Annotated in this window: 25 protein-coding genes; 16 read left to right on the top strand and 9 right to left on the bottom strand. The window is 56.3% G+C overall.

The features are described from left to right. Positions 1 to 20: 20 nt before the first annotated feature. The 5 genes from lpxK to K8I84_RS03335 form a co-directional block, all read right to left on the bottom strand. Positions 21 to 1,049, bottom strand: coding sequence for a tetraacyldisaccharide 4'-kinase (gene lpxK, locus K8I84_RS03355; RefSeq protein WP_223793298.1), 1,029 nt, complete (start codon positions 1,047 to 1,049; stop codon positions 21 to 23). Beyond that, on the bottom strand, positions 1,046 to 2,824 hold the full coding sequence (gene msbA, locus K8I84_RS03350) for a lipid A export permease/ATP-binding protein MsbA (protein ID WP_223793297.1): 1,779 nt from the start codon (positions 2,822 to 2,824) through the stop codon (positions 1,046 to 1,048). The genes lpxK and msbA overlap by 4 nt, the downstream gene beginning before the upstream one ends. Continuing rightward, a complete protein-coding gene (locus tag K8I84_RS03345) occupies positions 2,821 to 3,246 on the bottom strand; it encodes an ExbD/TolR family protein (protein WP_223793296.1) in 426 nt (141 codons plus the stop codon). The genes msbA and K8I84_RS03345 overlap by 4 nt, the downstream gene beginning before the upstream one ends. A gap of 5 nt (positions 3,247 to 3,251) precedes the next feature. Continuing rightward, positions 3,252 to 3,878 (bottom strand): MotA/TolQ/ExbB proton channel family protein, encoded by a 627-nt coding sequence (locus K8I84_RS03340; protein WP_223793295.1) that lies wholly within the window; start codon positions 3,876 to 3,878, stop codon positions 3,252 to 3,254. Positions 3,879 to 3,950: 72 nt separating this feature from the next. Continuing rightward, positions 3,951 to 6,374, bottom strand: a complete 2,424-nt coding sequence (locus K8I84_RS03335) for a DNA internalization-related competence protein ComEC/Rec2 (RefSeq protein ID WP_223793294.1) — start codon at positions 6,372 to 6,374, stop codon at positions 3,951 to 3,953. An 80-nt stretch (positions 6,375 to 6,454) separates the two neighbouring features. On the opposite strand from K8I84_RS03335, the gene K8I84_RS03330 reads away from it, so the two are divergent. Beyond that, entirely contained in the window at positions 6,455 to 7,000 is a 546-nt protein-coding gene (locus K8I84_RS03330) for a DUF2062 domain-containing protein (protein WP_223793293.1), read from the top strand. On the opposite strand, the gene K8I84_RS03325 is transcribed toward K8I84_RS03330, so the two are convergent. Next, complete coding sequence (locus K8I84_RS03325) at positions 6,988 to 7,698, bottom strand: ABC transporter ATP-binding protein (protein ID WP_411722641.1); 711 nt, start codon at positions 7,696 to 7,698, stop codon at positions 6,988 to 6,990. The two genes, K8I84_RS03330 and K8I84_RS03325, sit on opposite strands and share 13 nt — an antisense overlap. Continuing rightward, complete coding sequence (locus K8I84_RS03320) at positions 7,691 to 8,932, bottom strand: lipoprotein-releasing ABC transporter permease subunit (RefSeq protein ID WP_223793292.1); 1,242 nt, start codon at positions 8,930 to 8,932, stop codon at positions 7,691 to 7,693. Before K8I84_RS03320 ends, K8I84_RS03325 begins: the two co-directional genes overlap by 8 nt. A 189-nt stretch (positions 8,933 to 9,121) precedes the next feature. Here K8I84_RS03320 and K8I84_RS16970 point away from each other — a divergent pair, with 189 nt between their 5' ends. The 9 genes from K8I84_RS16970 (at position 9,122) to infA (ending at position 15,937) form a co-directional block, all read left to right on the top strand. Then, complete coding sequence (locus K8I84_RS16970; RefSeq protein WP_317848195.1) at positions 9,122 to 9,415, top strand: hypothetical protein; 294 nt, start codon at positions 9,122 to 9,124, stop codon at positions 9,413 to 9,415. A 262-nt stretch (positions 9,416 to 9,677) separates the two neighbouring features. Beyond that, positions 9,678 to 9,980, top strand: a complete 303-nt coding sequence (locus K8I84_RS03310; RefSeq protein ID WP_223793291.1) for an outer membrane protein assembly factor BamE — start codon at positions 9,678 to 9,680, stop codon at positions 9,978 to 9,980. Between the two features lie 159 nt (positions 9,981 to 10,139). Further along, positions 10,140 to 11,141 (top strand): agmatine/peptidylarginine deiminase, encoded by a 1,002-nt coding sequence (locus K8I84_RS03305; RefSeq protein ID WP_411722640.1) that lies wholly within the window; start codon positions 10,140 to 10,142, stop codon positions 11,139 to 11,141. Then, positions 11,138 to 12,049 (top strand): carbon-nitrogen hydrolase, encoded by a 912-nt coding sequence (locus K8I84_RS03300; protein WP_317848194.1) that lies wholly within the window; start codon positions 11,138 to 11,140, stop codon positions 12,047 to 12,049. Before K8I84_RS03305 ends, K8I84_RS03300 begins: the two co-directional genes overlap by 4 nt. Before the next feature lie 7 nt (positions 12,050 to 12,056). After that, positions 12,057 to 12,968: an AAA family ATPase gene (locus K8I84_RS03295; protein WP_223793289.1), complete on the top strand. Its 912-nt coding sequence runs from the start codon at positions 12,057 to 12,059 to the stop codon at positions 12,966 to 12,968. A gap of 137 nt (positions 12,969 to 13,105) precedes the next feature. Next, positions 13,106 to 14,059 (top strand): thioredoxin-disulfide reductase, encoded by a 954-nt coding sequence (gene trxB, locus K8I84_RS03290; RefSeq protein WP_223793288.1) that lies wholly within the window; start codon positions 13,106 to 13,108, stop codon positions 14,057 to 14,059. A 150-nt stretch (positions 14,060 to 14,209) separates the two neighbouring features. Beyond that, entirely contained in the window at positions 14,210 to 14,923 is a 714-nt protein-coding gene (gene aat / locus K8I84_RS03285; RefSeq protein WP_223793287.1) for a leucyl/phenylalanyl-tRNA--protein transferase, read from the top strand. After that, entirely contained in the window at positions 14,924 to 15,637 is a 714-nt protein-coding gene (locus K8I84_RS03280; RefSeq protein WP_223793286.1) for an arginyltransferase, read from the top strand. Between the two features lie 81 nt (positions 15,638 to 15,718). Continuing rightward, positions 15,719 to 15,937, top strand: coding sequence for a translation initiation factor IF-1 (gene infA / locus K8I84_RS03275; protein ID WP_014421226.1), 219 nt, complete (start codon positions 15,719 to 15,721; stop codon positions 15,935 to 15,937). A gap of 130 nt (positions 15,938 to 16,067) precedes the next feature. Here the strand turns inward: infA and clpA are convergent, their stop codons facing one another. Further along, positions 16,068 to 18,338: an ATP-dependent Clp protease ATP-binding subunit ClpA gene (clpA, locus tag K8I84_RS03270; protein WP_223793285.1), complete on the bottom strand. Its 2,271-nt coding sequence runs from the start codon at positions 18,336 to 18,338 to the stop codon at positions 16,068 to 16,070. An 18-nt stretch (positions 18,339 to 18,356) separates the two neighbouring features. Then, positions 18,357 to 18,716, bottom strand: coding sequence for an ATP-dependent Clp protease adapter ClpS (gene clpS, locus K8I84_RS03265; RefSeq protein ID WP_223793719.1), 360 nt, complete (start codon positions 18,714 to 18,716; stop codon positions 18,357 to 18,359). A 310-nt stretch (positions 18,717 to 19,026) separates the two neighbouring features. On the opposite strand from clpS, the gene K8I84_RS16965 reads away from it, so the two are divergent. The 6 genes from K8I84_RS16965 to purB all read left to right on the top strand — a co-directional run bounded on the left by K8I84_RS16965 (position 19,027) and on the right by purB (position 23,922). After that, positions 19,027 to 19,323, top strand: coding sequence for a cold shock domain-containing protein (locus tag K8I84_RS16965; protein ID WP_302910160.1), 297 nt, complete (start codon positions 19,027 to 19,029; stop codon positions 19,321 to 19,323). A 193-nt stretch (positions 19,324 to 19,516) separates the two neighbouring features. Beyond that, positions 19,517 to 20,155 (top strand): pseudouridine synthase, encoded by a 639-nt coding sequence (locus tag K8I84_RS03255; RefSeq protein ID WP_223793284.1) that lies wholly within the window; start codon positions 19,517 to 19,519, stop codon positions 20,153 to 20,155. Beyond that, positions 20,152 to 20,601 carry an NUDIX hydrolase gene (locus tag K8I84_RS03250; RefSeq protein ID WP_223793283.1) on the top strand — a complete coding sequence of 150 codons (450 nt, stop codon included), beginning with the start codon at positions 20,152 to 20,154 and terminating at the stop codon, positions 20,599 to 20,601. Before K8I84_RS03255 ends, K8I84_RS03250 begins: the two co-directional genes overlap by 4 nt. Before the next feature lie 50 nt (positions 20,602 to 20,651). Then, on the top strand, positions 20,652 to 21,830 hold the full coding sequence (mnmA, locus tag K8I84_RS03245) for a tRNA 2-thiouridine(34) synthase MnmA (protein ID WP_223793282.1): 1,179 nt from the start codon (positions 20,652 to 20,654) through the stop codon (positions 21,828 to 21,830). Beyond that, positions 21,827 to 22,465, top strand: coding sequence for a high frequency lysogenization protein HflD (gene hflD, locus K8I84_RS03240; RefSeq protein WP_223793281.1), 639 nt, complete (start codon positions 21,827 to 21,829; stop codon positions 22,463 to 22,465). The genes mnmA and hflD overlap by 4 nt, the downstream gene beginning before the upstream one ends. An 89-nt stretch (positions 22,466 to 22,554) precedes the next feature. Beyond that, positions 22,555 to 23,922: an adenylosuccinate lyase gene (purB, locus tag K8I84_RS03235; protein ID WP_223793280.1), complete on the top strand. Its 1,368-nt coding sequence runs from the start codon at positions 22,555 to 22,557 to the stop codon at positions 23,920 to 23,922. Positions 23,923 to 23,927: the final 5 nt, after the last annotated feature.

Here is a 23,927-nt window from a genome sequence, read left to right as displayed (position 1 = left end):
ATAGGCACGAATGCCCGAGACTATCCATTCAATGTCTGAGCGCTTTCGCGAATTCTTTCCAGCACTGATCTTGTGAAATCCTCTGACACCCTCGCTCTGACCGAAAATACCCAGGCGTTTTCAGGAGCGAATCCCTGGCACTTCACGGCATCCTTGGCGGTCATTACCACCCACTGCCCCGGTTCAGACTTCAGGTCGGCAGGTTCGAAGCGGTGATGGTCGGGAAAGGGGGACTCCTGCACTTTGGCGCCAAGTCCCTTTAGTGTATCGAAAAAACGATCAGGGTTGCCTATGCCCGCCACCGCTTTGACCGAACGCCCGCTCAAATCACTCAGCGGGCGCGATTCACCTGATTTCAGGTTTTCCAGAGAGGAAGGTTCCAGATCCATGACATGGATTTCCGGGTGCTTGATGTCATGAAACGAGTCGAGCTTCTCGCCTGCGTCAAATGGTCCGCCGTTGACCACCATGAAGTCCACAGAGGACAACCGTGAAACCGACTCCCGCAGTGGCCCGACAGGGATAATGCCCCCATTACCAATCCCGCGGGCTCCATCGAAAACCGCCAGTTCGACATCTCTGGGCAACTGATAATGCTGCAGGCCATCGTCACAGACGAGAATGTCCCCCAGATCCTGCTCCAAAGCCCAGGCCGCTGCCCGACGACGCTGCGGGTCCACAACGACGGGAACGCCAGTCGCCTGGACCAGCATGACAGGCTCGTCGCCAACCACCTTGGGGTCGGATTCGCCTGACACAAGCTGAGGGTAGTGAGAGGATTTGCCACCGTAGCCCCGGCTCAGAACAACCGGACGCCAGCCTGCATTTCGCAATTCAGTGACCAGCCAGGCGGTTAGGGGCGATTTACCGGTGCCGCCAGCTGTAATGTTGCCCACAACAACCACAGGAACGAGCAGCGCATCGTCTTTAACCTCCCAGGCCTTTTTACGCCGGGAGTTGGACACCGCCTGAAACAGCCAAGCGAAGGGTGCCAGAAACCAGAGAGGGCGCCCTTCTCCATACCAGAGCCGATCAACCAGGGAGCTCATGCCTGCTCGCTGAATTGCATCTGATGCAACTGAGCGTAGGCACCGCCTGCAGCAAGTAGTTCGTCGTGGCACCCGGACTCGATGATGCGCCCGTTATCCATCACCAGAATACGATCGGCCTTCTCGATGGTTGAAAGCCGGTGGGCGATCACGAGAGTTGTCCGCCCCTGCATGACGGTCTCCAACGCTTCCTGGATATGGCGCTCGGATTCGGTATCCAATGCTGAGGTGGCCTCGTCCAGAATCAGAATCGGCGCATCCTTGAGCAAAGCCCGGGCAATGGCCAAGCGCTGTCGCTGGCCACCGGAGAGCATTACACCGTTATCACCAATCATGGTGTCCAGGCCCTCCGGCATACGTTCAATAAATTCCAGAGCGTGGGCCTTCCGGGCGGCTTCCCGGATTTCTTCACGTGTGCAGTCTCTCAGTGCACCGTAGGCAATATTGGCTGCAATGCTGTCATTGAACAGCACCACGTTCTGGGTCACCAGGGCGATCTGGGCACGAAGGGCTTTCAGCGAATAATCGCGCAACGCATGATCATCAATGACAATCTCTCCCCCCGTGTACTCATAAAAACGCGGCAGAAGGCTCACCAGTGTCGACTTCCCGCTACCAGATTTGCCAACCAGCGCTACACTCTGGCCCTCCGGTATCTCTATGGAAATACCTTCCAGCACATTATCGAGCTGATTCCGATAGCGAAACGCAACATCCTTGAATCGGATATTTCCCTTGACCCGCTCAGGCGCATAGGTGCCGGGGTCATCCTCCGGTACCTCATCGATGGTTTCGAACACATCGTAAGCGGCTGCCACACCCTTCTGGATCTTGGCGTGCACCGAAGTAACCTGCCGGATCGGCTTGGCCATGGTCGCAGCGGCCGTAATAAAGGCCACCAGCTGGCCCGTTGTCATGCCATCACGAATATCCGGTGCCAACATCGTCCATACCAGGGCGGCGATGGCGATCGCCACCAGCACCTGAATCACCGGTACGCTGATCGCCTGGGTGGAGGCCATCTTGAGGCTTTGCTTCAAGTTGCGATCGTTCACTTCGGCAAAGCGTTGCCGCTCGTAATCCTCACCGCCAAAGGTTCGCACCACCCGGTAACCGGTAATAGATTCGGATGCCACATGGGTAATGTCACCCATGGACCCCTGTATCCGCTTGCTGATCCGACGGAAACGCTTACTGGCGTAGCTGACCACGGCGCCGATCAGTGGCCCAACCGCCAGGAAAATCAGGGTCAGCTTCCAGTTGGTGTAGAGCATAAAACCCAGCAGACCGACCACCGTCAATCCTTCCCGGAGGGTAATGGTCACGGCACTGGTCGTCGCTTCAGCCACTTGCTCGACGTTAAAGGTCAGTTTCGAAACAAGCCGCCCCGAGGCGTTGTCGTCAAAATAACGTGAAGGGAGGGTGAGCAGACGATGAAACACATCCGTACGCAGGGCATTAATGACATGCCGCCCCACGTAGTTGATGAAGTACTGGCTCATGAAGGTGCCGACACCACGAAGGGCAAAAACCCCCACGATAATGGTCGTCAGCAGCAGGCGGTTGCCTTCGGTCGGATTCTCGATGGCCTTGATGACGTATTCCATCGCCGCGGCCATGCCGGTAGACGCACCGGCATAGATGACGTTGCCTATAATGGCCAGCGTGAACGCCAGCCAGAATGGCTTTACGTAGGCCAGCAGGCGTTTATAAGTTTCCCAGCTGCCGGGCGATGCCTCCTGGCCCGCAGAGGGAAGAGGATCGCTGCTGCTCACTGAGTTTCAGTCTCCCGCTCGGTCGTGATGCTGAGTTTAGCAAACCCAAGGCGGCCGGCAACGTCCATGGCCCGGACGACAAACTCGTGGGCGGTACGCGCGTCGGCCGTAATGATGTACGGCAGTGAGCTGTCGCCACCGGACAGCTCCTTGACTCCACGTTCCAGGGTTTCACGGCGATTGTTCACCAGTGACCGGCCATTGAGTATGTACTGGCCTTCGGCATTGATGACGACATCGATCTGCTCGACTTCATCGGGCGAAACCGGTTCGCCACTGGCTTCGGGCAATTCCACCTGGAGATGACTTTCCCGGGTGAAGGTGGTCGAAACCATAAAAAAGATCAGCAGCAGGAACACCACGTCAATCAAGGGCGTGAGATCGACACCAACTTCCTGACTTCTCTGGCGCTTGAACTTCACGGTGTTCAGGCTCCTTCCACGTCGATTTCACGGTCTCCGTGAACCACCTCGACCAGTTTGATGGCTTCCTGTTCCATACCCACCACGAGTTCGTCAACGCGACGGAGGAAGTAACGATGGGCAATCAGAGCCGGGATGGCGACGCTCAGGCCAGCTGCAGTGGTGATCAGTGCCTCGGAGATACCGCCAGCGAGGTTGCCGGCATTACCGACACCTGACAGCTGGATTTCGGCAAACACCTTGATCATGCCAATGACCGTACCCAGCAGGCCCAGCAATGGTGTTACAGTGGCTACGGTACCGAGCGGGTTGAGGAAACGTTCGAGATCATGGATAACCTGACTGGCCTCGTGTTCGATGCTTTCCTTCATGATCTCCCGACCATGTTTGGCGTTCAGCAGGCCACCGGCCAGAATGCGGCCCATGGGAGACGATGCCTGCAATGCCTTGAGCTTCCGGCCATTCAGCTCTTTTTTCTTGATCCAGCGCCAGAGTTCATTCACCGATTGGTTGGGGGCTACTCTGGAAGGACGCAGAGTCCAGAACCGCTCCAGGATAATCGCAAGGGCAAGAATGGAACAGGCAACAATGGGCACCATCAAAATGCCACCGGCTTTCAACAGCTCAAACACGCTCGGTCTCCCTGATTAATGACAAGCGGCGCTACTTTAGCATAGCTGCCGCGAGAGGCCACACCCGGAATGTCACGGTAGTTTGCAGGCCTCCCGGGTTTGCCCTTCGGCGCCAATCCAGAATGGCGTGTCGTGCCACGTTTCAAGAACATTCACCCTGCCTTTGTCCGCTGACATCGTCAGCGCTCCGCTACACGCTGTGCTGAAGGGCACGGCACCAAACTCCCGATACCGGCGGGTGACAGACGGGTGAGGATGACCGAAACGGTGTCGATACCCTGCCGAGAAAACCACCACATCGGGCCGGATATAAGCCACCCAGGCTCGGGAGGAGGACGTTTTACTGCCATGGTGGGGAGCAATCATCACCCGATAGACGGAGTCTTGCCAGGTGCCCGCCGAATGCGCCAGGTATTCTAGCTCCGTTTCCCGGCTGATATCCCCGGGCAAAACCCATTCAACACCGAGCCGAACACTTCGAACACGCAGAACGCAGGACGCATCGTTACCCTCGCTGCCTACCGATGACTGCCAGAAATCCACCTTGAGTTCGCCAACATTGGTCTGAACCTGCCGGCAGGGAGCCACCGCGACGCCAGACGCCATCCGTTGCCGGGCCTCCCCGGGCTCGCCACTCACCACCGAATCAATTTCAAACGTGTCTGACAGCCTGGTCAGACCGCCCGCATGATCGGTATCCGCATGACTAACCACCAGTTGATTGATGCGGCTTACCCCCAAGGCTCGCAAGTTGGGTTCGATCACGGACTCTACCGCTGAGAACACGCCGGGCAACTCGGGTCCGGTATCGTAAAGCAGAACATCGCGCTGGTGACGAACCAGGACCGACAACCCCTGCCCCACATCCCAAACCCTGACCTCTGGCTCTGACACAAACACATTCCCCGTCGAAGGATCGGCACGAAACAGCCAGACACCCGCAAGTAGGCCAGCCGCCAGACGCAACGAGGCCGAGGGAACCCACAAGGCAACCAACACCATAACAGCGAACAGAGTCACTGCCAGGGCACCGCGAAATGTCGCGGGAAAAGGAAAGGCGGAGACAAACCCTAACCAACCCCAGAAAACATCCAGCGCAAGGTCCAGAACCGGCACGAAGAGCAGGCCCAAAGCTGGAAAAATGGCCGTCAACACCCCTGCGGCCATTAATAACGGCATCACCACAAAGGAGACCCAGGGAATGGCCACAAGATTTGCCAGGGCTCCGGCCAGCGGCTGGCTTTGCCCCATCAACAGCAAGACCGGCCAAAGTCCGGCAAAAACGCCACATTGAGCCATCAACAAGGTCCGAAACCACCCTGGCTGCCTTAACCGGCCGGCGAACACCCATACCAGAACGGCCACAGCGGTAAAGGACAGCCAGAATCCCTGATCCAGCGGTGCGAAGGGATCAAGAAAAATAACAGTTCCCAGCGCGTAAACCAGAGGGCGCCAGGCACCCCCGGTTCGAGCCACCAGGAGACTCCAGCCGACCACCAGCGCCATAATCAACGCCCGTTGGGTGGGCACCGTGAAACCGGCCAGCAGTGCATAACACAGGCAGCTGATGGCCATGATGGCGAAAACCCAATGGCGTCGGGCTGTCTCATCCAACCAGGACACCGGCACACGCCGGACGACCCCCCCCGCTACCAGGGTCGCGCCCAGCGCAACCAGCCCCAGGTGCAATCCGGAAATGGCAACCAGATGAATCGTTCCGGTTGACTGCAGAAGCGCCCACTGTTCCGGTTCAAGCTCACCGCGGTATCCTACGAGTAGTGAAGCCACCATAGATGCGTTGCGAGCCTCAGCGAACTCCGCCTGAACCCAACGGGCCATCTGTCCATGAAGATTTGCGTACTGACAACGCAGGCCGCATGGGACCTCCATATCCACCTGAAGAGCCCGAACGCTGCCGGTTGCACGATACCCGTTCCGGTACAGCCAGTTTTCGTATCGGAATCCCTCCGGATTCAATGAGCCGTGGGGGCGCTTGAGAACCACCGTAAGGTGCAACCGATGGTCGGGCATCCACCGGTCGTCAGCGTTATACCAGGCGAGCCTTAATGTTTTTGGCAAGACCCGATTACTGGCAATGTCGCCCGCTTGATGCCACTGAGTTACGCAGAAACTGAATTTGAGGCTTTGAAAACTTCCAGGCGAGGGTACGTCGCACACATACCCGGACACCGATACAGGAACCCCTTCCATGTCGGCCGGCAATCGTTCCTCAAGGCGCACCTCGGCATGCCAGAGGGCCCAGCCGATACCCGCACACCCCCCAATAAGGGCAAAGGCAACGTGACGAACAAAACGGGAGCCGGATCGGACTACAATGCAAAATGCTGTGATAAAGATCGCCAAGACAAAGGCGAGAGGTGGTAACTCAGACTGCCAATACAGTATGATTGCGCCACAAGAAAAGGCGATAACGCCAAGGACCGCAGAATAGCGTTCCGTCCCGGCCTGACCGCGACGACAAGAATTCCCGGACACTCCATGTCCTCCCGAATAAATCATGCACCGGCCGCATCCTTGCCGCCGTATAACGATCTTTAAGACACGCAGAGCTTCCGATGCCAAAGAAGTTCATGAAACGATATCTGCCAACACCTGAAAAGGTTAAGGCCATGAAGTCCCTGCACTTTCTGGGCGATATCCTGCATGAACCCAACCTCTGGCACATCAATCGTCACAGTGTTGCCAGAGCCTTTCTCGTCGGTATCTGGTTCTGCTTTATTCCGATGCCCTTCCAGATGGTAGCCGCGGCCTTCTTCGCCATCTGGTTCAACGCCAACCTGCCCTTGTCGGTGATGCTGGTATGGATCAGTAATCCAGTCACCATGCCACCCATGTTCTACTTCAACTACAAGGTGGGCGCCTGGATTCTGGACCGTCCGGTACTGAACTTTGATTTTCAGCTCACCTGGCAGTGGATCAGCGAACGCTTGCTCGACATCGGGATTCCTCTATACCTTGGCTCCCTCATTATCGCAACGGCATCCGCCTGCGTTGCCTATCTGAGCATCCAGTACCTGTGGCGTCGCAAGGTACGCTCCAGCTGGCGACTCAGACAGCTGGGCCGGGTAAAGCGGACGCGACCCGCCGATCAGATTTCCTGAACCAGCCGCCCCTGTTCCAACCGCAGCACCCGACCAAGACTCCGGGCCATGGCCATGTCATGGGTTACCATGACGAATGATATGGCCAGCTGGTCCCGCAGGGATTCAATCAACTCCCTGACACCCTCAGCCGTCTGCTCATCGAGGTTGCCCGTTGGCTCATCCATCAGCACGCAATCCGGCTCATTCACCAGCGCCCGCGCAATCGCGACTCGCTGACGCTCCCCACCGGATAACTCACCCGGTTTGTGAGTCAGACGCTCTGCCAGACCAACCCGCTCCAGCAACACCTCTGCCTTCTCACGGGATGCGCGAACAGACATCCCCCCCAAAGCACAGGGCATCATGACATTCTCAACGGCAGTGAATTCAGGCAACAAATGATGAAACTGGTAAACAAACCCCAGGTGGCCGTTCCGGAAACGCGCCCGACCTGCCTCGGACATCCCATGGATATCCTGGCCACAAATAAAGATGTGGCCAGAGGAAGGCCGATCAAGGCCGCCCAGCAGATTCAGCAGCGTGGTCTTCCCCGCACCACTGCTGCCGACTATTGCCACCGTTTCGCCCTTGGCAACCTGCAGGGAAATATCGGAAAAGATCGTCAAAGACGCCGGCCCTTCCTTGTAGGTTCGGGTCACCTGCCGGCAATCAATCACGCTGGATGCACTTTCCATTACTGCCTCAAACTCATTCATAACGAAGCGCCTCTGCCGGATCGACCCTGGATGCACGCCAGGCCGGGTAGATTGTCGCAAGCAAACTCATGACCAGCCCGGAACCGCTGATAATCAACACATCTTTCCACTGAAGCTGCGATGGCAGATAACTGATGAAATAGACATCCGCGCTCAGGAACTGATGCCCCAGCACCCCTTCCAGCCAGGAGATAAAGTCACTGATATTCAGGGCGCCGAGCACACCCAGGGCGGTACCAACCAGCGTACCGAAAATTCCGATCACCGCACCCTGAACAATAAAAATCCGCATGATACGGCCCGGCGTGGCGCCCATGGTTCGCAAAATGGCGATGTCGGCCGTTTTATCGGTTACCACCATCACCAGGGTGGAAACGATGTTGAAGGCCGCCACCGCAACAATGAACATCAGCAGCAACCCGATCATGGTTTTTTCCATACGAATCGCCTGGAACAGATTGCCGTGGGTACGCGTCCAGTCAGAAATGTAGTAGCGGCCATTCAGCATGCGTGCTGTTTGCTCGACGACTTTAGGTGCCGCAAAGAGGTCGTCCACCAACAGCCGAACGCCCATGGCTTTGCCCCCGGTACGCATCAACTTGGCAGCATCGTCCATGTGAACCAGCGTGTAATTACCGTCCAGTTCTGCCCCCACACTGAAGATACCTTTCACCGTAAACCGCTTGAGCCTCGGCAATACACCTGCCGGTGTGACGGATGCCTCGGGCAGCACAACTGTGACCCTATCACCGATCTTCAGGCGAAGGCTTGCAGCCATCAGCCGACCAATGATGATACCGAACTCACCGGATTTGAGATCGTCCAGACTGCCTTCGATCATGTGGTTCTCAATAATCGAGACCGAAGCCTCCTCACTGGGCAACACCCCATTGAGCAGAACACCGCGAACATTGCCACCACCAGTCACCATGCCTTGCCCCTTGATAAACGGAGCGGCCGCCAACACCCGGGGATGGGCCTGCACTTCCTGATCAATCGCCTCCCAGTTGTCCAGCGGACCAGCGCCCTCAATCACTGCGTGGGGCACCATCCCCAGAATGCGCTGCTTGAGTTCCCGATCGAAGCCATTCATGACGGAAAGCACAATGATCAGTACGGCCACCCCCAGAGTCAGGCCAATCATGGAGGTAAGTGAAATAAAGGAAATAAAGTGGTTACGACGCTTGGCGGCGGTATACCGCAAGCCGATATAGAACGATAAGGGTCTGAACATGGAGAGGCGCCCGCGCTACCTTCAGATCTGTCGTGGCTGTTATTCCCCCGCCGTCTTCAGGCAGCGTGGGAAACTGATAAACTTTACTTTGACAATAAAAACTCAACACCGGAGTCAGGGTGCCGTCCAGCAGCCCTCCCCCGCACCGGAGGAAAGCGCCCCCTTAACGCAGGGACTTTTACCGGACTGATGATCAAATCGGACTGGAAATCCGAAAGTTCTCGCCGCCTTGACCAGGACGTTCGCACACACCCTAACGCACTCGCTGAGCGGGACAGGTTCCTGGCCGGGCTGCTCAAATCATTGAACGGTAAGCTGGATACGCTCGGGCGCATTATGGCCTTTGTGCAAAATCCGTTGCAACCGGAAGACTGGCAGGACGTGACCCGGAGCGAAGGTGGCCTGGTTTTCTCCACCGCAACCCGGGTATGGAAAACCGGCGACTGGCTGGCGCTTCAGATGACGCTTTCCCCGGACCGGTAGCAACCCCGGACGATTGCCGAAGTCATTAGAACCGCGCCTGATCACGCCGGTGGTACCCCGGTGCATGCTCAATTTCACCAAATTACAGACGGTGACCGACAGCGGATTGCAAGACAGGTCCTGCGCTGGCAAATTCGTCAGAGACAAAATAATTAAACTTCGTAAAGCTGGTGACTTTTGCCTGCCGTTTTAAGATATTAGGTCTTTTCCATATCTGCCGAGCCAGGCCGTCGGCAGTACCCTGCATTAATGGAGAGTATTCATGAAGAAAAACAAGACTCTGCTGAGTTCCATAGCCATGGCAGCAATACTTGCACTGGCCCCCGCTGGTAGTGCAGTGGCTGAACAGATCGCGGTCCCCGTTGGCTCGCAGGCTGACCGCTCCGGAACCAGCACCCCATCAACCGGAATGACCAAAGAGTCGGTCCGGGCAAAGTGGGGATCTCCGCAGGACATCCAGGGCCCGGTTGGCGAACCACCTATCAGTCAGTGGCATTATCAGGGCTTTATCGTCTATTTCGAGCACGACCGCGTACTCCATTCTGTACTGAAACCCAACCGCTGATGGCCAACTGCACCAGATCCTCGACGATCTGTGGGGCAACGACCTGTGATCTATGAGCGCAATATTGGGCAGAATGGCGGCAAATAAAACAGATAAGGTGGCTGTACAGTGACTTTCAGACGCACACTTCCAGCCGAGTGGGCTCCGCAGAGTGCGGTCATGCTCACCTGGCCCCACTCAGGAACCGACTGGGCGGACGACCTGCCGGATGTTGAGCCAGTGTTTCGAGCAATTGCCAAAGCCATACTTCGCTTCGAACACCTGGTGATCAGTTGTGAAGACGAACGCCAGCTACAAACAGAAACCGGGGCACTGACCGATTTCGCCACCAAGCATGGGCTTCCGGGGCGAGTCGTCAGCGTGACCGCACCAGCCAACGATACCTGGGCTCGCGACCACGGCCCGCTCACTGTGACGGCAGGCACCGAAGCCCGTTTACTGGATTTTGGCTTTAACGCCTGGGGCGGGAAGTTCGAGTGGCAACAGGACAACGAACTGAACCGCCGGCTAAGCGACGCCGGAGCCTTTGGATCCACACTTCTTGAGTCTATCGACTTCATACTGGAAGGTGGCTCTATCGAATCCGATGGACAAGGCACCCTTCTGACCACGAGCGAATGCCTGTTGACCCCAACTCGCAACCCGGCCAGCGATCGTTCCGATATCGAACGCCTCCTGGGTGAAAACCTCGGCGCAGAACGACTGCTCTGGTTGAACCACGGGTACCTCGCCGGTGACGACACCGACAGTCATATCGATACCCTGGCCCGCTTCTGCGCCGCTGATCACATCTGCTATGTCGCCTGTCCAGACGTGGCCGATGAGCACTACAGCGCCCTTGCTGCCATGGAGGAGGAGCTCCAGGAGTTCCGCCAAAGCAACGGTCAACCCTACAGGCTCACCCCCCTGCCCTGGCCGGAACCGATTTACGATGACGATGGCGAGCGGCTTCCCGCCACCTACGCCAATTTCCTGATCATCAACGGCGCGGTGCTTCTGCCCACCTACGGCGTATCGCAGGACGAAGAAGCCATCAACGTTATGGCCAGCATTTTCCCGGATCGGGAAATAATCCCAATTGATTGCCTCCCCCTAATTCGCCAGCACGGGAGCCTGCACTGCATCACCATGCAACTGCCCGCCGGAGTCGTTCAGCCATGAGCACCAGCACATTGAATCTGGCCGCGATCCAGCAGACCTGCAACAACGACAAAGACGCCAGCCTGACCAAGAGCGAATCACTGGTCAGACACGCGGTGGCCGAGGGTGCGCAGCTGGTGGTATTGCAGGAACTCCACGCCACCTCGTATTTCTGTCAGTCCGAAGACACCGAGATTTTCGAGCTGGCCGAACCGATTCCCGGCCCCACCAGTGAACGCCTGTCCAATCTGGCAAAGGAACTGGGCATCGTGCTGGTGGGGTCCATTTTCGAGCGGCGCATGAATGGCGTCTATCACAATACCGCCGTAGTGTTTGAGAAAGATGGGTCGATCGCTGGCCTCTACCGGAAGATGCACATTCCGGACGATCCCGGCTTCTATGAAAAGTTCTACTTTACTCCGGGCGACGCGGAGTTTAACGATGGCCGCAGCGGCTTTACCCCCATCCAGACATCCGTCGGCAAGCTTGGTGTACTCGTGTGCTGGGATCAGTGGTATCCGGAGGCAGCCAGACTGATGGCACTGGCTGGTGCGGAGATCCTGATCTACCCCACGGCTATTGGCTGGGACACGAACGATTCCCCGGAGGAACAGGCCCGTCAGCTTGACGCCTGGATCACCGTCCAGCGTGGACATGCGGTGGCCAACAACCTGCCGGTTGTCGCCCCCAATCGCGTCGGTCTCGAGTCCGACCCGTCCGGACACAGTCAAGGCATCCGATTCTGGGGCAACAGTTTTATCTGCGGCCCCCAGGGCGAGTTCCTGGCTCGAGCCGACGACTCCAACGAAGGCGTGATTAAGGCCAGCCTCGACCGCTCCCGAACCGAATCGGTACGCCGGATATGGCCGTACCTGAGGGACCGGCGGATCGACGCCTACCAAGATCTATTGAAACGAGTGAGGGATTAACCCAAGCATGAAGAAACTGGTCGATTCCGTTGTCAGCGAACTGAACCAGATCCTTCTCGGCAAGGAACAGCAGGTGAGACTCTCCCTCTGCTGCCTTCTGGCAAAAGGTCACCTGCTGATCGAAGACATCCCGGGCATGGGCAAGACGACACTGTCCCACGCGCTCGCCAGAATCATGGGCCTGAGTTACCAGCGCATCCAGTTTACCAACGACCTGCTGCCGGCGGACGTGCTTGGCTACTCCATGTACGACAAGGAGGCCGGCAGTCTGGTCTTTCATCCGGGCCCAATTTTTGCGCAAGTAGTCCTGGCCGACGAAATCAACCGTGCCTCCCCCCGAACCCAGAGCGCACTCCTGGAAGCCATGGAGGAACGGCAAGTCTCCATCGAAGGCGAGACACGCCCACTGCCACACCCCTTTTTCGTCATCGCCACTCAGAATCCCATTGAGCAAGGGGGAACCTACCCCCTGCCCGAATCTCAACTTGACCGCTTCCTGATGAAAATCCGCTTGGGCTATCCCGATCCGCAAGCCGAACGGGAACTGCTCGAAGGCGACGACCGGCGCGCGATGACCGAAAAGCTGTCATCTACGCTGCCAGAGCAGCAATTGTCAGCGCTCCAGGAAGCCGCAAGCCGGGTGACCGCAAGCCCTGCCCTGCTGGATTATATCCAGCGACTGCTGGAACAAAGCCGCCGCATGCCCGGCTTACTCTACGGGTTGTCTCCACGGGCCGGCCTTGGCCTGCTCAGAGCCGGAAAGGCCTGGGCAATGATGAACGGCCGCCATCACGTCCTGCCCGATGACATCCAGGCCGTATTTCCAGCCGTAGCGGAGCACCGCCTTGAACAGGGCCAGTCCGGTAAAGGCGCGGAGCGGGTTTGGCAACTACTGGGCTCCGTATCCGTGCTTGAGTAAATAGCAAACTTTTATAGTAAGAATTGGCCAAAACGAATGGCAGAACCCGGCTTTCATGTTAGCCTGCCACCCTTTATTCCCCGGCTGGAACCGGCGGCAGGCTCCAGCATGAAAGCATGTGTAAGGAAGAGAACTCGATGAGCGACACCAAACATTCCCGACTGATTATTCTTGGCTCCGGTCCCGCGGGCTACACCGCAGCCGTCTACGCAGCGCGGGCGAACCTGACCCCCACCCTGATCACGGGCATTGAAGTCGGCGGTCAGCTCACCACCACCACCGACGTTGATAACTGGCCCGGCGATAACGATGGCGTTCAGGGACCGGAACTGATGCAGCGAATGCTGAAGCATGCGGAACGGTTCGAAACCAACATCGTTTACGATTACATTAACGAGGCCGACGTCCAGAGCCGTCCCTTTCGCCTCAAGGGCGACAGTGGCGAATACACCTGCGATGCACTGATCATCGCGACCGGCGCATCGGCCATGTACCTCGGTCTGGACTCAGAAGAGAAATTCAAGGGTCAGGGCGTTTCAGCCTGTGCAACCTGTGACGGTTTCTTCTATCGCAAGAAGAAAGTCGCAGTCATTGGCGGTGGAAATACAGCTGTTGAGGAAGCCCTTTACCTGTCCAACATCGCCGAGGAAGTGACTCTGGTTCACCGCAGGGATAGTCTGCGCGCGGAAAAGATCCTGCAGAAGAAGCTGTTTGAAAAAGCCGAGAACGGCAACGTGAATATCGTCTGGGATCACACTCTGGACGAGGTGCTTGGCGACGACACCGGCGTGACCGGCATGCGCATCAAGAGCACCAAAGATGGCACCACTCAAGACCTGGATCTGGCGGGCGTGTTCATCGCCATTGGCCACAAGCCGAACACTGGTCTGTTTGAGGGGCAGCTTGAGATGAAGCATGGTTACATTCAGATTCAGTCAGGCCTTCAGGGCATGGCGACCCAGGCAAGCGTCCCTGGCGTTTTTGCTGCGGGCGATGTTGCCGACCAGGTGTATCGCCAGGCCGTGACCTCCGCCGGCTTCGGTTGTATGGCAGCATTGGATGCAGAGAAATTCCTGGACGAACAGGAGTAAACTAAGCTCGAACCGGCCAACTATCCGTCCGTTGCACGAATTCAGCAGGCTGCCTTATAGCTCGAAGCTCATGAACAGGTAGCCTGCTGCTTTCCTTTGCAGAGGAAGACGTATTACGATCACAACAAATCACTCAAGCAATGAAACAGGATGACATCTCTACCCTGGCTTGATCCTGACCAACTCTGGTTCCCCCCCGCAGAGGAAGCGTTGGGCGATCCCGACGGGCTTCTGGCCCTCGGCGGCGACCTATCTACCGAACGAATTCTGCTTGCCTATAAAAACGGCATTTTCCCCTGGTACAGCGATGACCAACCCATTTTATGGTGGTCTCCCGACCCCCGCTGCGTCCTGATTCCGGGGGGCATTCATATTTCCCGAAGTCTTCGCAGAACCCTGAATCGAGGCTATTTCCGAATAACCAGCAACAAAGCGTTCGGCAGAATCATTCGCCTTTGCGCAACAACCCGGGCAGAAGGTACCTGGATTACCGAAGACATGGTTGCGAGTTATTCCGAACTACACCGCCAGGGCTTTGCCCACTCGATCGAAGCCTGGAATCCCAACGGAGAACTGGCCGGAGGCATGTACGGGCTTGCTATTGGTCAGTGCTTTTTCGGGGAATCCATGTTCTCTTTGGAAACAAATGCCTCCAAGGTTCTGATGGTTCACCTGGCCAATCAACTGAAAGCCTGGAATTATCGGCTGATGGACTGCCAGGTTGAAAGCCGCCACCTGCTCACCATGGGGGCTCGTAGCATTCCGCGCAGCGAATTTTTATCTATACTCCGGGATTGTGTAGATCAACATCCCAGCCAGGCGGACTGGGAGCTACGCTGGCAGTGGCCCGGGCCGGAGGTGTGAATGAGCAATCTGAGAACGCTGGTATTCTTTGCCACGCCCCCGCACGACTGCAGCTACTTGCCAGACCGCGAAGCAACCACCATGTTTGTCGACCCCCGCGCACGGGTCGACAAAAAGCTTTACAGCCAACTGACGTCGCTTGGTTTTCGCCGCAGCGGTTCTCACTACTACCGCCCTCATTGCGATCAGTGCAATGCCTGCGTACCGGTACGCCTGAGGGTGAAGGATTTTTTTGCAGACCGTAGCCAGAAACGCATACTGAAAAAGAACCGGGATCTGCAATGCGCGCTGGTCCCGGCGGCGTTCAACGAGCAGTACTACTCACTGTACGCGGATTACATTCGCCAACGTCACAGCGACGGCGATATGTATCCCCCGTCCCGGGAGCAGTTCACTTCATTTCTCGTCGACGGTGCCACAGACTCATGGTTTCTGGAAATTCGCCTGAACAAAGAATTAGCCGCCCTGGCAGCCATTGATGTGCTTGATGACGGACTATCGGCCATTTACACAGTGTTCAAACCCGAACTGGAACACCGCAGCCTGGGTACCTATGCCATTCTGTGGCAGATCGAGGAAGCCGCACGGCGCGGGCTTTCTCACTTGTACCTGGGCTACTGGATCAAAGAGTGCCGAAAGATGAACTACAAGACCCGCTTCCAACCGATAGAAAAGCTTCAAAATGGCCACTGGCAGACAATGAGCCCAAACTGATTTTTGCCAAATGGCGGCAATTCAGGCAGAATTGCGCAATTTAAAATCACTGGAAGCACATCCAAGAGAGGTTTCTACTTAATGGCGAAGTCAGATGTCATTGAAATGGAAGGCGTAATTATCGACACCCTTCCGAATACCATGTTCCGAGTTGAACTCAGCAACGGCCACGTGGTGACTGCTCACATTTCCGGAAAGATGCGCAAGAACTACATTCGCATCCTCACCGGCGACAAGGTTAAGGTCGAACTGACACCCTATGACCTGAGCAAAGGCCGCATCGTATACCGCGCTCGTTAAGGCTGACCGACATCTGGTATCAGCCCCAACCAGGGGCTTTTTTGTTTGCTCGAAAGGTTATCCTGCAAACATAAAAAAACCGCTGCTCATGGCAGCGGTTTTTTGTATCCAATCAACGGACACTGTTCAGTTAAACGGCCTCAGCCGGTTCGTCCTCATATTCGAAGACCAGATCATCATCACGCAGATGAATAAACACGTCCCCCCCTTTCTCTGACAGACGACCGAATAGGATTTGCTCAGCCAGCGGACGCTTGATCTTGTCCTGAATCAGACGGGACATTGGGCGGGCGCCCATCGTCACATCATAACCCTTCTCCGCGAGCCACTGCTTGGCGGCATCGTCCACATGCAGAACCACATGCTTCTCATCCAGCTGAGCCTGTAGCTCAGTAAGGAACTTGTCCACCACGTGGGTGATGGTTTCCTTATGAAGATCCGCAAACTGGATAATGCCGTCCAACCGGTTTCGGAACTCCGGTGTGAAGGTCTTGCTGATGATCTCCATACCGTCTGTGCTGTGGTCCTGCTCACTGAAGCCAATGGACCGGCGAGCCATGCTCTCAGCTCCTGCGTTGGTGGTCATCACAAGAATCACATGACGGAAGTCGGCTTTCCGACCGTTATTGTCAGTCAGGGTGCCGTGATCCATGACTTGCAGCAGCAAGTTGAAGACTTCCGGGTGCGCCTTCTCGATTTCATCGAGCAACAACACGCAGTGCGGGTGCTTGTTCACCGCTTCGGTTAGCAAGCCACCCTGATCGTACCCCACGTAACCTGGAGGTGCCCCGATCAGACGGGATACCGTATGCCGCTCCATGTATTCGGACATATCGAAACGAACCAGTTCGATGCCCAGTACCTTCGCAAGCTGCTTGGTGACCTCGGTTTTACCAACCCCGGTCGGCCCGGCAAACAGGAAGGCACCTTCCGGCTTCTCCGGCGCTTTCAGTCCAGCGCGAGCCAGCTTGATAGCCGTGGACAGGGACTCGATGGCCGGATCCTGACCAAAGACCACCATCTTGAGATCCCGCTCCAGGTTTCTGAGCAGATCCTTGTCGCTGGTAGACACATTCTTCGGAGGAATCCGCGCAATGTTGGCGACGACATCCTCGATATCGCCAATATCCACCACCTTCTTGCGTTTTTTCTCCGGCTGCAGGCGTTGCCGCGCGCCCGCCTCATCAATGACATCAATGGCCTTATCCGGCAAATGGCGGTCGGTGATGTATCGATCGGCCAACTCGGCTGCCACCCGAAGAGCTTCGTCGGTATAGCTGAGTTCGTGGTGTTTCTCGAAGTTCGGTTTGAGGCCCTTGAGGATCTTGTAGGTGTCCTCAACGCTCGGCTCGTTCACATCGATTTTCTGGAAACGACGTGCCAGAGCGCTGTCCTTCTCGAAAATGCCACGGAATTCCTGAAAGGTAGTGGAACCGATACACCGGATTTCTCCGGAACCCAGCATGGGCTTGAGAAGATTCGACGCATCCATGACACCACCGGAAGCCGAACCGGCACCAATGATGGTATGAATCTCGTCAATAAACAAAATTGCGTGCTTCTCTTTCTTCAGCTCAGCCAGCAACCCCTTCAGACGTTTCTCAAAATCGCCGCGATACTTGGTACCCGCCAGCAACGCACCGAGATCCAGAGAGTAAACCACGGCATCGGAAATAATATCTGGCACATGGCCATCAACAATGCGCTTGGCCAGACCTTCGGCGATGGCGGTTTTACCTACGCCGGCTTCGCCCACCAACAAGGGATTGTTCTTACGGCGGCGAACCAGAATCTGCACCACCCGCTCTACTTCGTGTTCCCGGCCAATCAGCGGATCAATCCGGCCTTGCCGTGCCTGCTCATTCAGGTTGGTTGCGTAGCTTTCCAGGGGTTTGGAGTGACCGCCTTCCTCTCCGGTTTCATCCGGTGCGACCTGATCATGTCCGTCCTGCTCTTCGGCACCCTGGACCCGGGAGATGCCATGGGAAACAAAGTTAACAACGTCAATACGGGCAATGTTCTGCTTCTTCAGAACGTAAACGGCCTGACTCTCCTGCTCGCTGAAGATTGCGACAAGCACATTCGCGCCAGTCACCTCTTTCTTGCCTGAAGACTGAACATGGAAGACAGCTCGCTGGAGAACCCGCTGAAAGCCAAGGGTTGGCTGGGTTTCCCGCTCACTGTCGGTGCTTGGAATAAGCGGAGTGGTCGAATCGACAAACTCAACCAGTTCATCCTGCAGCCGCTGCAGGTCGGCCCCGCAGGCCTTCAATACGCCCACCGCGGATTCGTTGTCCAGAAGTGCCAGCAACAGATGCTCCACGGTCATAAATTCGTGGCGCTTGTCCCTCGCATTTTTGAAAGCGGTGTTAAGCGTTATTTCAAGATCTTTGCTCAGCATGGGCCACCCCAACGTCTGTCAATCCGCACGTTCAATCTCGCAAAGGAGCGGATGCTCGCATTCCGAGGAATACTGGTTCACCTGGGCCGCCTTGGTTTCAGCGATGTCGCGGGTGTAAACACCACACACGGCTTTACCCTGAGTATGCACGAGTAACATCACCTGTGTCGCTTTTTCCTCATTCATTCCGAAGAACTTCATTAGCACGTCCACAACAAAGTCCATGGGTGTGTAATCGTCGTTAAGAAGTACCACGCGATATCGCGCTGGTCTCTTCAAGGCGGGCTTCTCGGGCGCAACGGTCAGGTCATCCTGACGCCCTGGCTGATCATCCTCCCTTTGATTCAATACTAGTAGAGAATCTTCGATAGTCCGCATCATTTAATACCGGTCTTTTTCAAAACCCTTTAACGAGAAGGTGGTTGGCAGAAGCCCGGATTTCAAGTCACTCGGTAACCGGGCGCGTGAGATTTAACAATACGAGCATCATACCGGTTCCGGACCGTTGAGAACCACACATTCCCCGCACAGAAATATTGACTCCTCGCAGAGTTTGGTCGAAAGTTAGGCTGTAATGTTAAATATTGTAAACTTCGGTTTCAGTATTGTTATAGAATCCACGTCGATTGGCTCTTGGGGAGCCTGAAAACAGCAATAATAAGACAGCACATGAACAGGGGAGTTCATCATGCCTAGAGGCAAGGTCAAATGGTTCAACAACGCCAAAGGTTACGGTTTCATTATTGAAGATGGCTGCAGTGACGACCTGTTTGCCCATTTCTCTTCAGTGCAAATGGAAGGATACAAGACACTGAAGGCAGGCCAGTCCGTTACTTTTGACAAAAAACCCAGTGACAAAGGTGTCCACGCGATCAACATTGTCCCGGACGAAGGCGCACAGAAGCAGCCTCAGGACAAGAGCGACGAGTCGGCATCGCAGGAAACGGACGGCGAAGGCTATCCGTCACAGGCCGCCAACGGCTGATCTTGCCAAGTCCTCGGGAATGCTCGCGCCCACCTTAACGGGTGGGCCTGTGTTTTATTTTTGCCTGAAATTTTCCAAGTACTGATTTCGCCCCAAATAGAATCCAAGCGCGGGGCCAAAGCAGGTTTTACATGCCCATTCCTTTGAGTAACCTTGCGGCCCCGAACTCATTCGCCCGAGATGACCAACCGGAATGGCAAAACTCATTTTATTCAACAAACCTTTCCATGTGCTGAGCCAGTTCACCCCGCCAAAAGGCGATCCTGAGAACGTTAGACGAGCCACGCTGGCTGACTGGATTGACATTCCGCAGATCTACCCTGCTGGTCGCCTGGATTACGACTCTGAGGGGTTACTGCTATTAACGGACAACGGCCGCCTTCAGCACCGTATTGCCTCCCCGAACCAAAAAATGCCCAAAACCTACTGGGTGCAGGTCGAAGGCGACATTACCGACAAAGCCCTGCGCCAACTGGAAAATGGCGTCCAGCTCAAGGACGGCATGACGGCACCTGCCAAGGTTAAACCGATGCCGGAGCCAGATACCTGGGAGCGCGTACCTCCGGTTCGGCATCGCCCCTCGATACCTACAAACTGGCTGGAGATAACCATTACCGAAGGCCGCAATCGTCAGGTCCGACGAATGACCGCGGCAGTGGGGCTCCCTACCCTGCGCCTTATTCGATACCGGATTGGCGACTGGACGCTGAATGGGCTGACACCGGGGGAGCACAGGATCATTCAGGTAAATCTGCCCACGACGTCAACACAACGACGCCAGTCGTCCCACAGTCCCAAACCAAAGTTCGCCAGGAGGTCACCCAAACGATGACATGGAAACCTCATGCCACAGTAGCCGTCATTGTTGAAGACGATCAGGGACGTTTTCTACTTGTGGAAGAAATGAGCAATGGCAAGGTGGTATTCAACCAACCCGCCGGCCATATTGAAGAAGACGAAGCCATTCTGGAGGCGGTCCGTCGAGAAACCCTTGAGGAAACTGGCTGGCTGATCGAACCGGAGCATTTTCTGGGCGTCTACACCTACAAGGCGCCGTCCAACGGAGCAACCTATTACAGGTTCTGCTACGCTGCCCGGGCAATAAGTCGTCAAACCGACTCATTGGACACAGGCATCATAGCGGCACACTGGCTCGACCTTGAATCCGTCCGCAATCTTGGTAGCCGTCTGCGAAGCCCCATGGTGCTCCAATGCATAGAAGATTACCGAAAGGGCCGCCGTTTCCCGCTGGATGTGGTGGTTGACGAACAGACGTAATCGGCGCGAAGTGTTAGAATTTGAGGTTTTTACGGCGAACTGAAGTATTCATGGAAAACGCAGCTCTCTCATCAACTCCCGAAAATACCCGAGTCATCGTCGGAATGTCTGGCGGCGTTGATTCTTCCGTTGCCGCCTGGCTGCTAAAAGAACAAGGCTACCGGGTCGAAGGCCTGTTCATGAAAAACTGGGACGAGGATGACGGCACCGAATATTGCACGGCCATGACCGACCTCGCCGATGCCCAGGCCGTCGCCGACGCCATTGGCATCAAGCTACACACGGCCAGTTTTGCTGACGAATACTGGGACCGCGTGTTCGAACATTTCTTGTCGGAATACAAGGCCGGCCGTACGCCTAACCCGGACATCTTGTGCAACAAGGAAGTCAAGTTCCGGGCCTTTCTCGATTATGCCATTACCCTTGGCGCAGACTTCATCGCCACCGGCCATTATGCCCGCCAACGGCCGGGCAGTGTAGATTCCGAGCCTGCCAAGCTGCTGAAAGGGCTCGATAGCAACAAGGACCAGAGCTATTTCCTGCACGCGGTATCCGGCGAGCGCATTGCCCGCACCCTGTTCCCTGTCGGTGAACTGGAAAAGCCTGAAGTACGCCGGATCGCTGAAGAGCAGGGATTTGTCACCTATGACAAGAAAGACTCCACCGGGATTTGTTTCATCGGCGAGCGAAAGTTCAAGGACTTCCTGAGTCAGTACCTGCCCGCCCAGCCAGGTGATATAGAAACCCCGGACGGGCAAGTGATCGGCAAGCATCAGGGGCTGATGTATCACACAATCGGGCAGCGGCAGGGCCTTGGAATCGGCGGCCTGAGCGATTTCAGCGATGATCCGTGGTACGTGGCGGAAAAGGATCTGAGTCGAAATGTACTGATTGCTGTCCAGGGCAAGCATCATCCACTGCTGTTTTCCCGCGGGCTTCTGTCGGGGCCGATCGACTGGGTTGCAGGCGAAGCTCCTGCCCTGGAATTCCGCTGCAAGGCCAAAACACGTTATCGCCAGCCGGATCAGGACTGCGTCGTCCGGGTCCACCCCAAAGGCGTCAAAGTGGTCTTTGATGACGCCCAAAGAGCCGTTACACCAGGCCAGTCCGTGGTGTTTTATGACGGTGACATTTGCCTTGGGGGCGGTGTGATTGAGCAGACCTGGCGTGATGACGAGGCCGAGCCGCAGCATTCCCAGCAGCTATCGACAGAGGAAGCCGGTTCATGAGCCAATCCTCAAGCGACAAGATATATGCACTGGCAGGCATTTTTCAGGCGGCCCACCTGGTACATCAGGTTGCCACAAAAGGCGACTGCGCGCAGGAAGACCTCGAGACCTGCATACGCTCCCTGTTTGCCACCGAACCCGCGTCAGCGCTCGACGTATATGGCGGTGAACTCAGCGATATTCAGGATGGGCTTACCGTACTCACCTCGGTACTGAGCAGGAGCGTCAACGATGGCGACGCCAATGTCCTGCGCTATGTACTGAACCTGATCCAGCTTGAATCCATGCTCCACAGGCGCGGCGATATGCTGGACGTTATTGGCAGCCGGATCGAACAGGCTCGCCACACCGCAAGTCACTTCGGCTACACCCACAGCAACCTGGTCAGTAACCTGGCTTCCATCTATTCGGACACTATCAGCACATTCAAACTGCGAATCCAGGTGTCGGGTAACCCCTCGATCCTGCAGCGCGACGAAATGGCCAATAAGGTTCGCGCCCTGCTGCTCGCCGGCATTCGCTCTGCCGTGTTGTGGCGACAAACTGGCGGTCGCCGCTGGCAGCTTATTTTCTCGCGGGGCAAAGTTGTCCGGGAAGCCCGTTCTCTCGCCAAGAGAGCCAGCGAGTCTGCCTGACCCTCATAAAACTGATTCAGAAGCGCAGGTGGTGTATGATATGCGCCCCTGTTTTTGGCCCGTTTCTTTGACGATTTGAGAGGTTTTCGATGGAACTCACCGCACTGACCGCTATCTCCCCGGTCGATGGACGTTATGGCAGCAAAGTCAGCGTTTTCCGAGGCATTTTCAGTGAATACGGCCTGATCAGGAATCGGGTTACCGTCGAAATCCGCTGGCTGCAGAAGCTGGCAGCACATCCCCAGATCGACGAAGTGCCGGCGCTTTCCGATGCGGCCAATGAGTTCCTCGATAGCATGGTCAGCGACTTCAGCCTCGCAGACGCCGAGCGCATCAAGGAAATCGAGCGCACCACCAATCACGATGTGAAAGCGGTGGAGTACTTCATCAAGGAAAAAATTGCCGGCGTACCGGAGCTGCAGGCCATCACCGAGTTCGTGCACTTCGCCTGCACCTCGGAAGACATCAACAACCTATCCCACGCGCTGATGCTGCGCGAAGGCCTTGATGAAGGCCTTCTGCCAACGATGGACCGTGTGGTCGAAAAACTGGCCGAGCTCGCGAAAGAACATGCGCAGCAGCCGATGCTGTCCCGGACCCACGGCCAGACCGCCTCCCCTTCTACAGTGGGCAAGGAACTGGCCAACGTGGTATTCCGTCTCCAGCGGCAGATCAAACAGATTCGCGGTGTTGAGCTGCTGGGCAAGATCAACGGTGCGGTTGGTAATTACAACGCTCACCTCTCCGCCTACCCGCAGATTGACTGGGCCACCAATGCCCGCGAATTCGTCGAAAGCCTGGGCCTGAACTGGAACGCCTACACCACCCAGATCGAGCCGCACGACTACATCGCCGAACTCTACGATGCCATCGCACGCTTCAATACCATCCTGATCGACCTCGATCGGGATATCTGGGGCTACATTTCCCTTGGCTACTTCAAGCAGAAGACCGTCGAAGGCGAAGTGGGCTCCTCCACCATGCCCCACAAAGTGAACCCCATCGACTTCGAGAACTCCGAAGGCAACCTGGGTATCGCCAACGCATTGTTCGGTCATCTGTCTGCCAAGCTTCCCATCTCACGCTGGCAGCGTGACCTCACCGATTCCACGGTACTGCGCAACCTCGGGGTGGGCTTTGCCCACAGCCTGATTGCCTACGAGGCCACACTGAAAGGCCTTGGCAAACTGGAAATCAATCCCCCCCGTCTTGACGAAGACCTGGACCAGGCCTGGGAGGTTCTTGCAGAACCTATCCAGACCGTCATGCGCCGCTACAATATCGAGAAGCCATACGAAAAGCTGAAAGCACTGACTCGAGGCAAGGCCATGACTCCGGAACTGATTCGGGAGTTCGTAGACACCCTGGATATTCCCGAGGCTGCCAAGAAAGACCTGATGGCGCTCACGCCGGGCAACTACATCGGCAACGCCATCGAACAGGCAAACAACATCTGAACCCG

It is taken from the genome of Marinobacter sp. F4216 (genome assembly GCF_019931195.1).
GTDB classification, from domain to species: domain Bacteria; phylum Pseudomonadota; class Gammaproteobacteria; order Pseudomonadales; family Oleiphilaceae; genus Marinobacter; species Marinobacter suaedae.
Note: the sequence above shows the minus strand (reverse complement) of the source record. Positions and strands in the feature narration are given on the sequence as shown.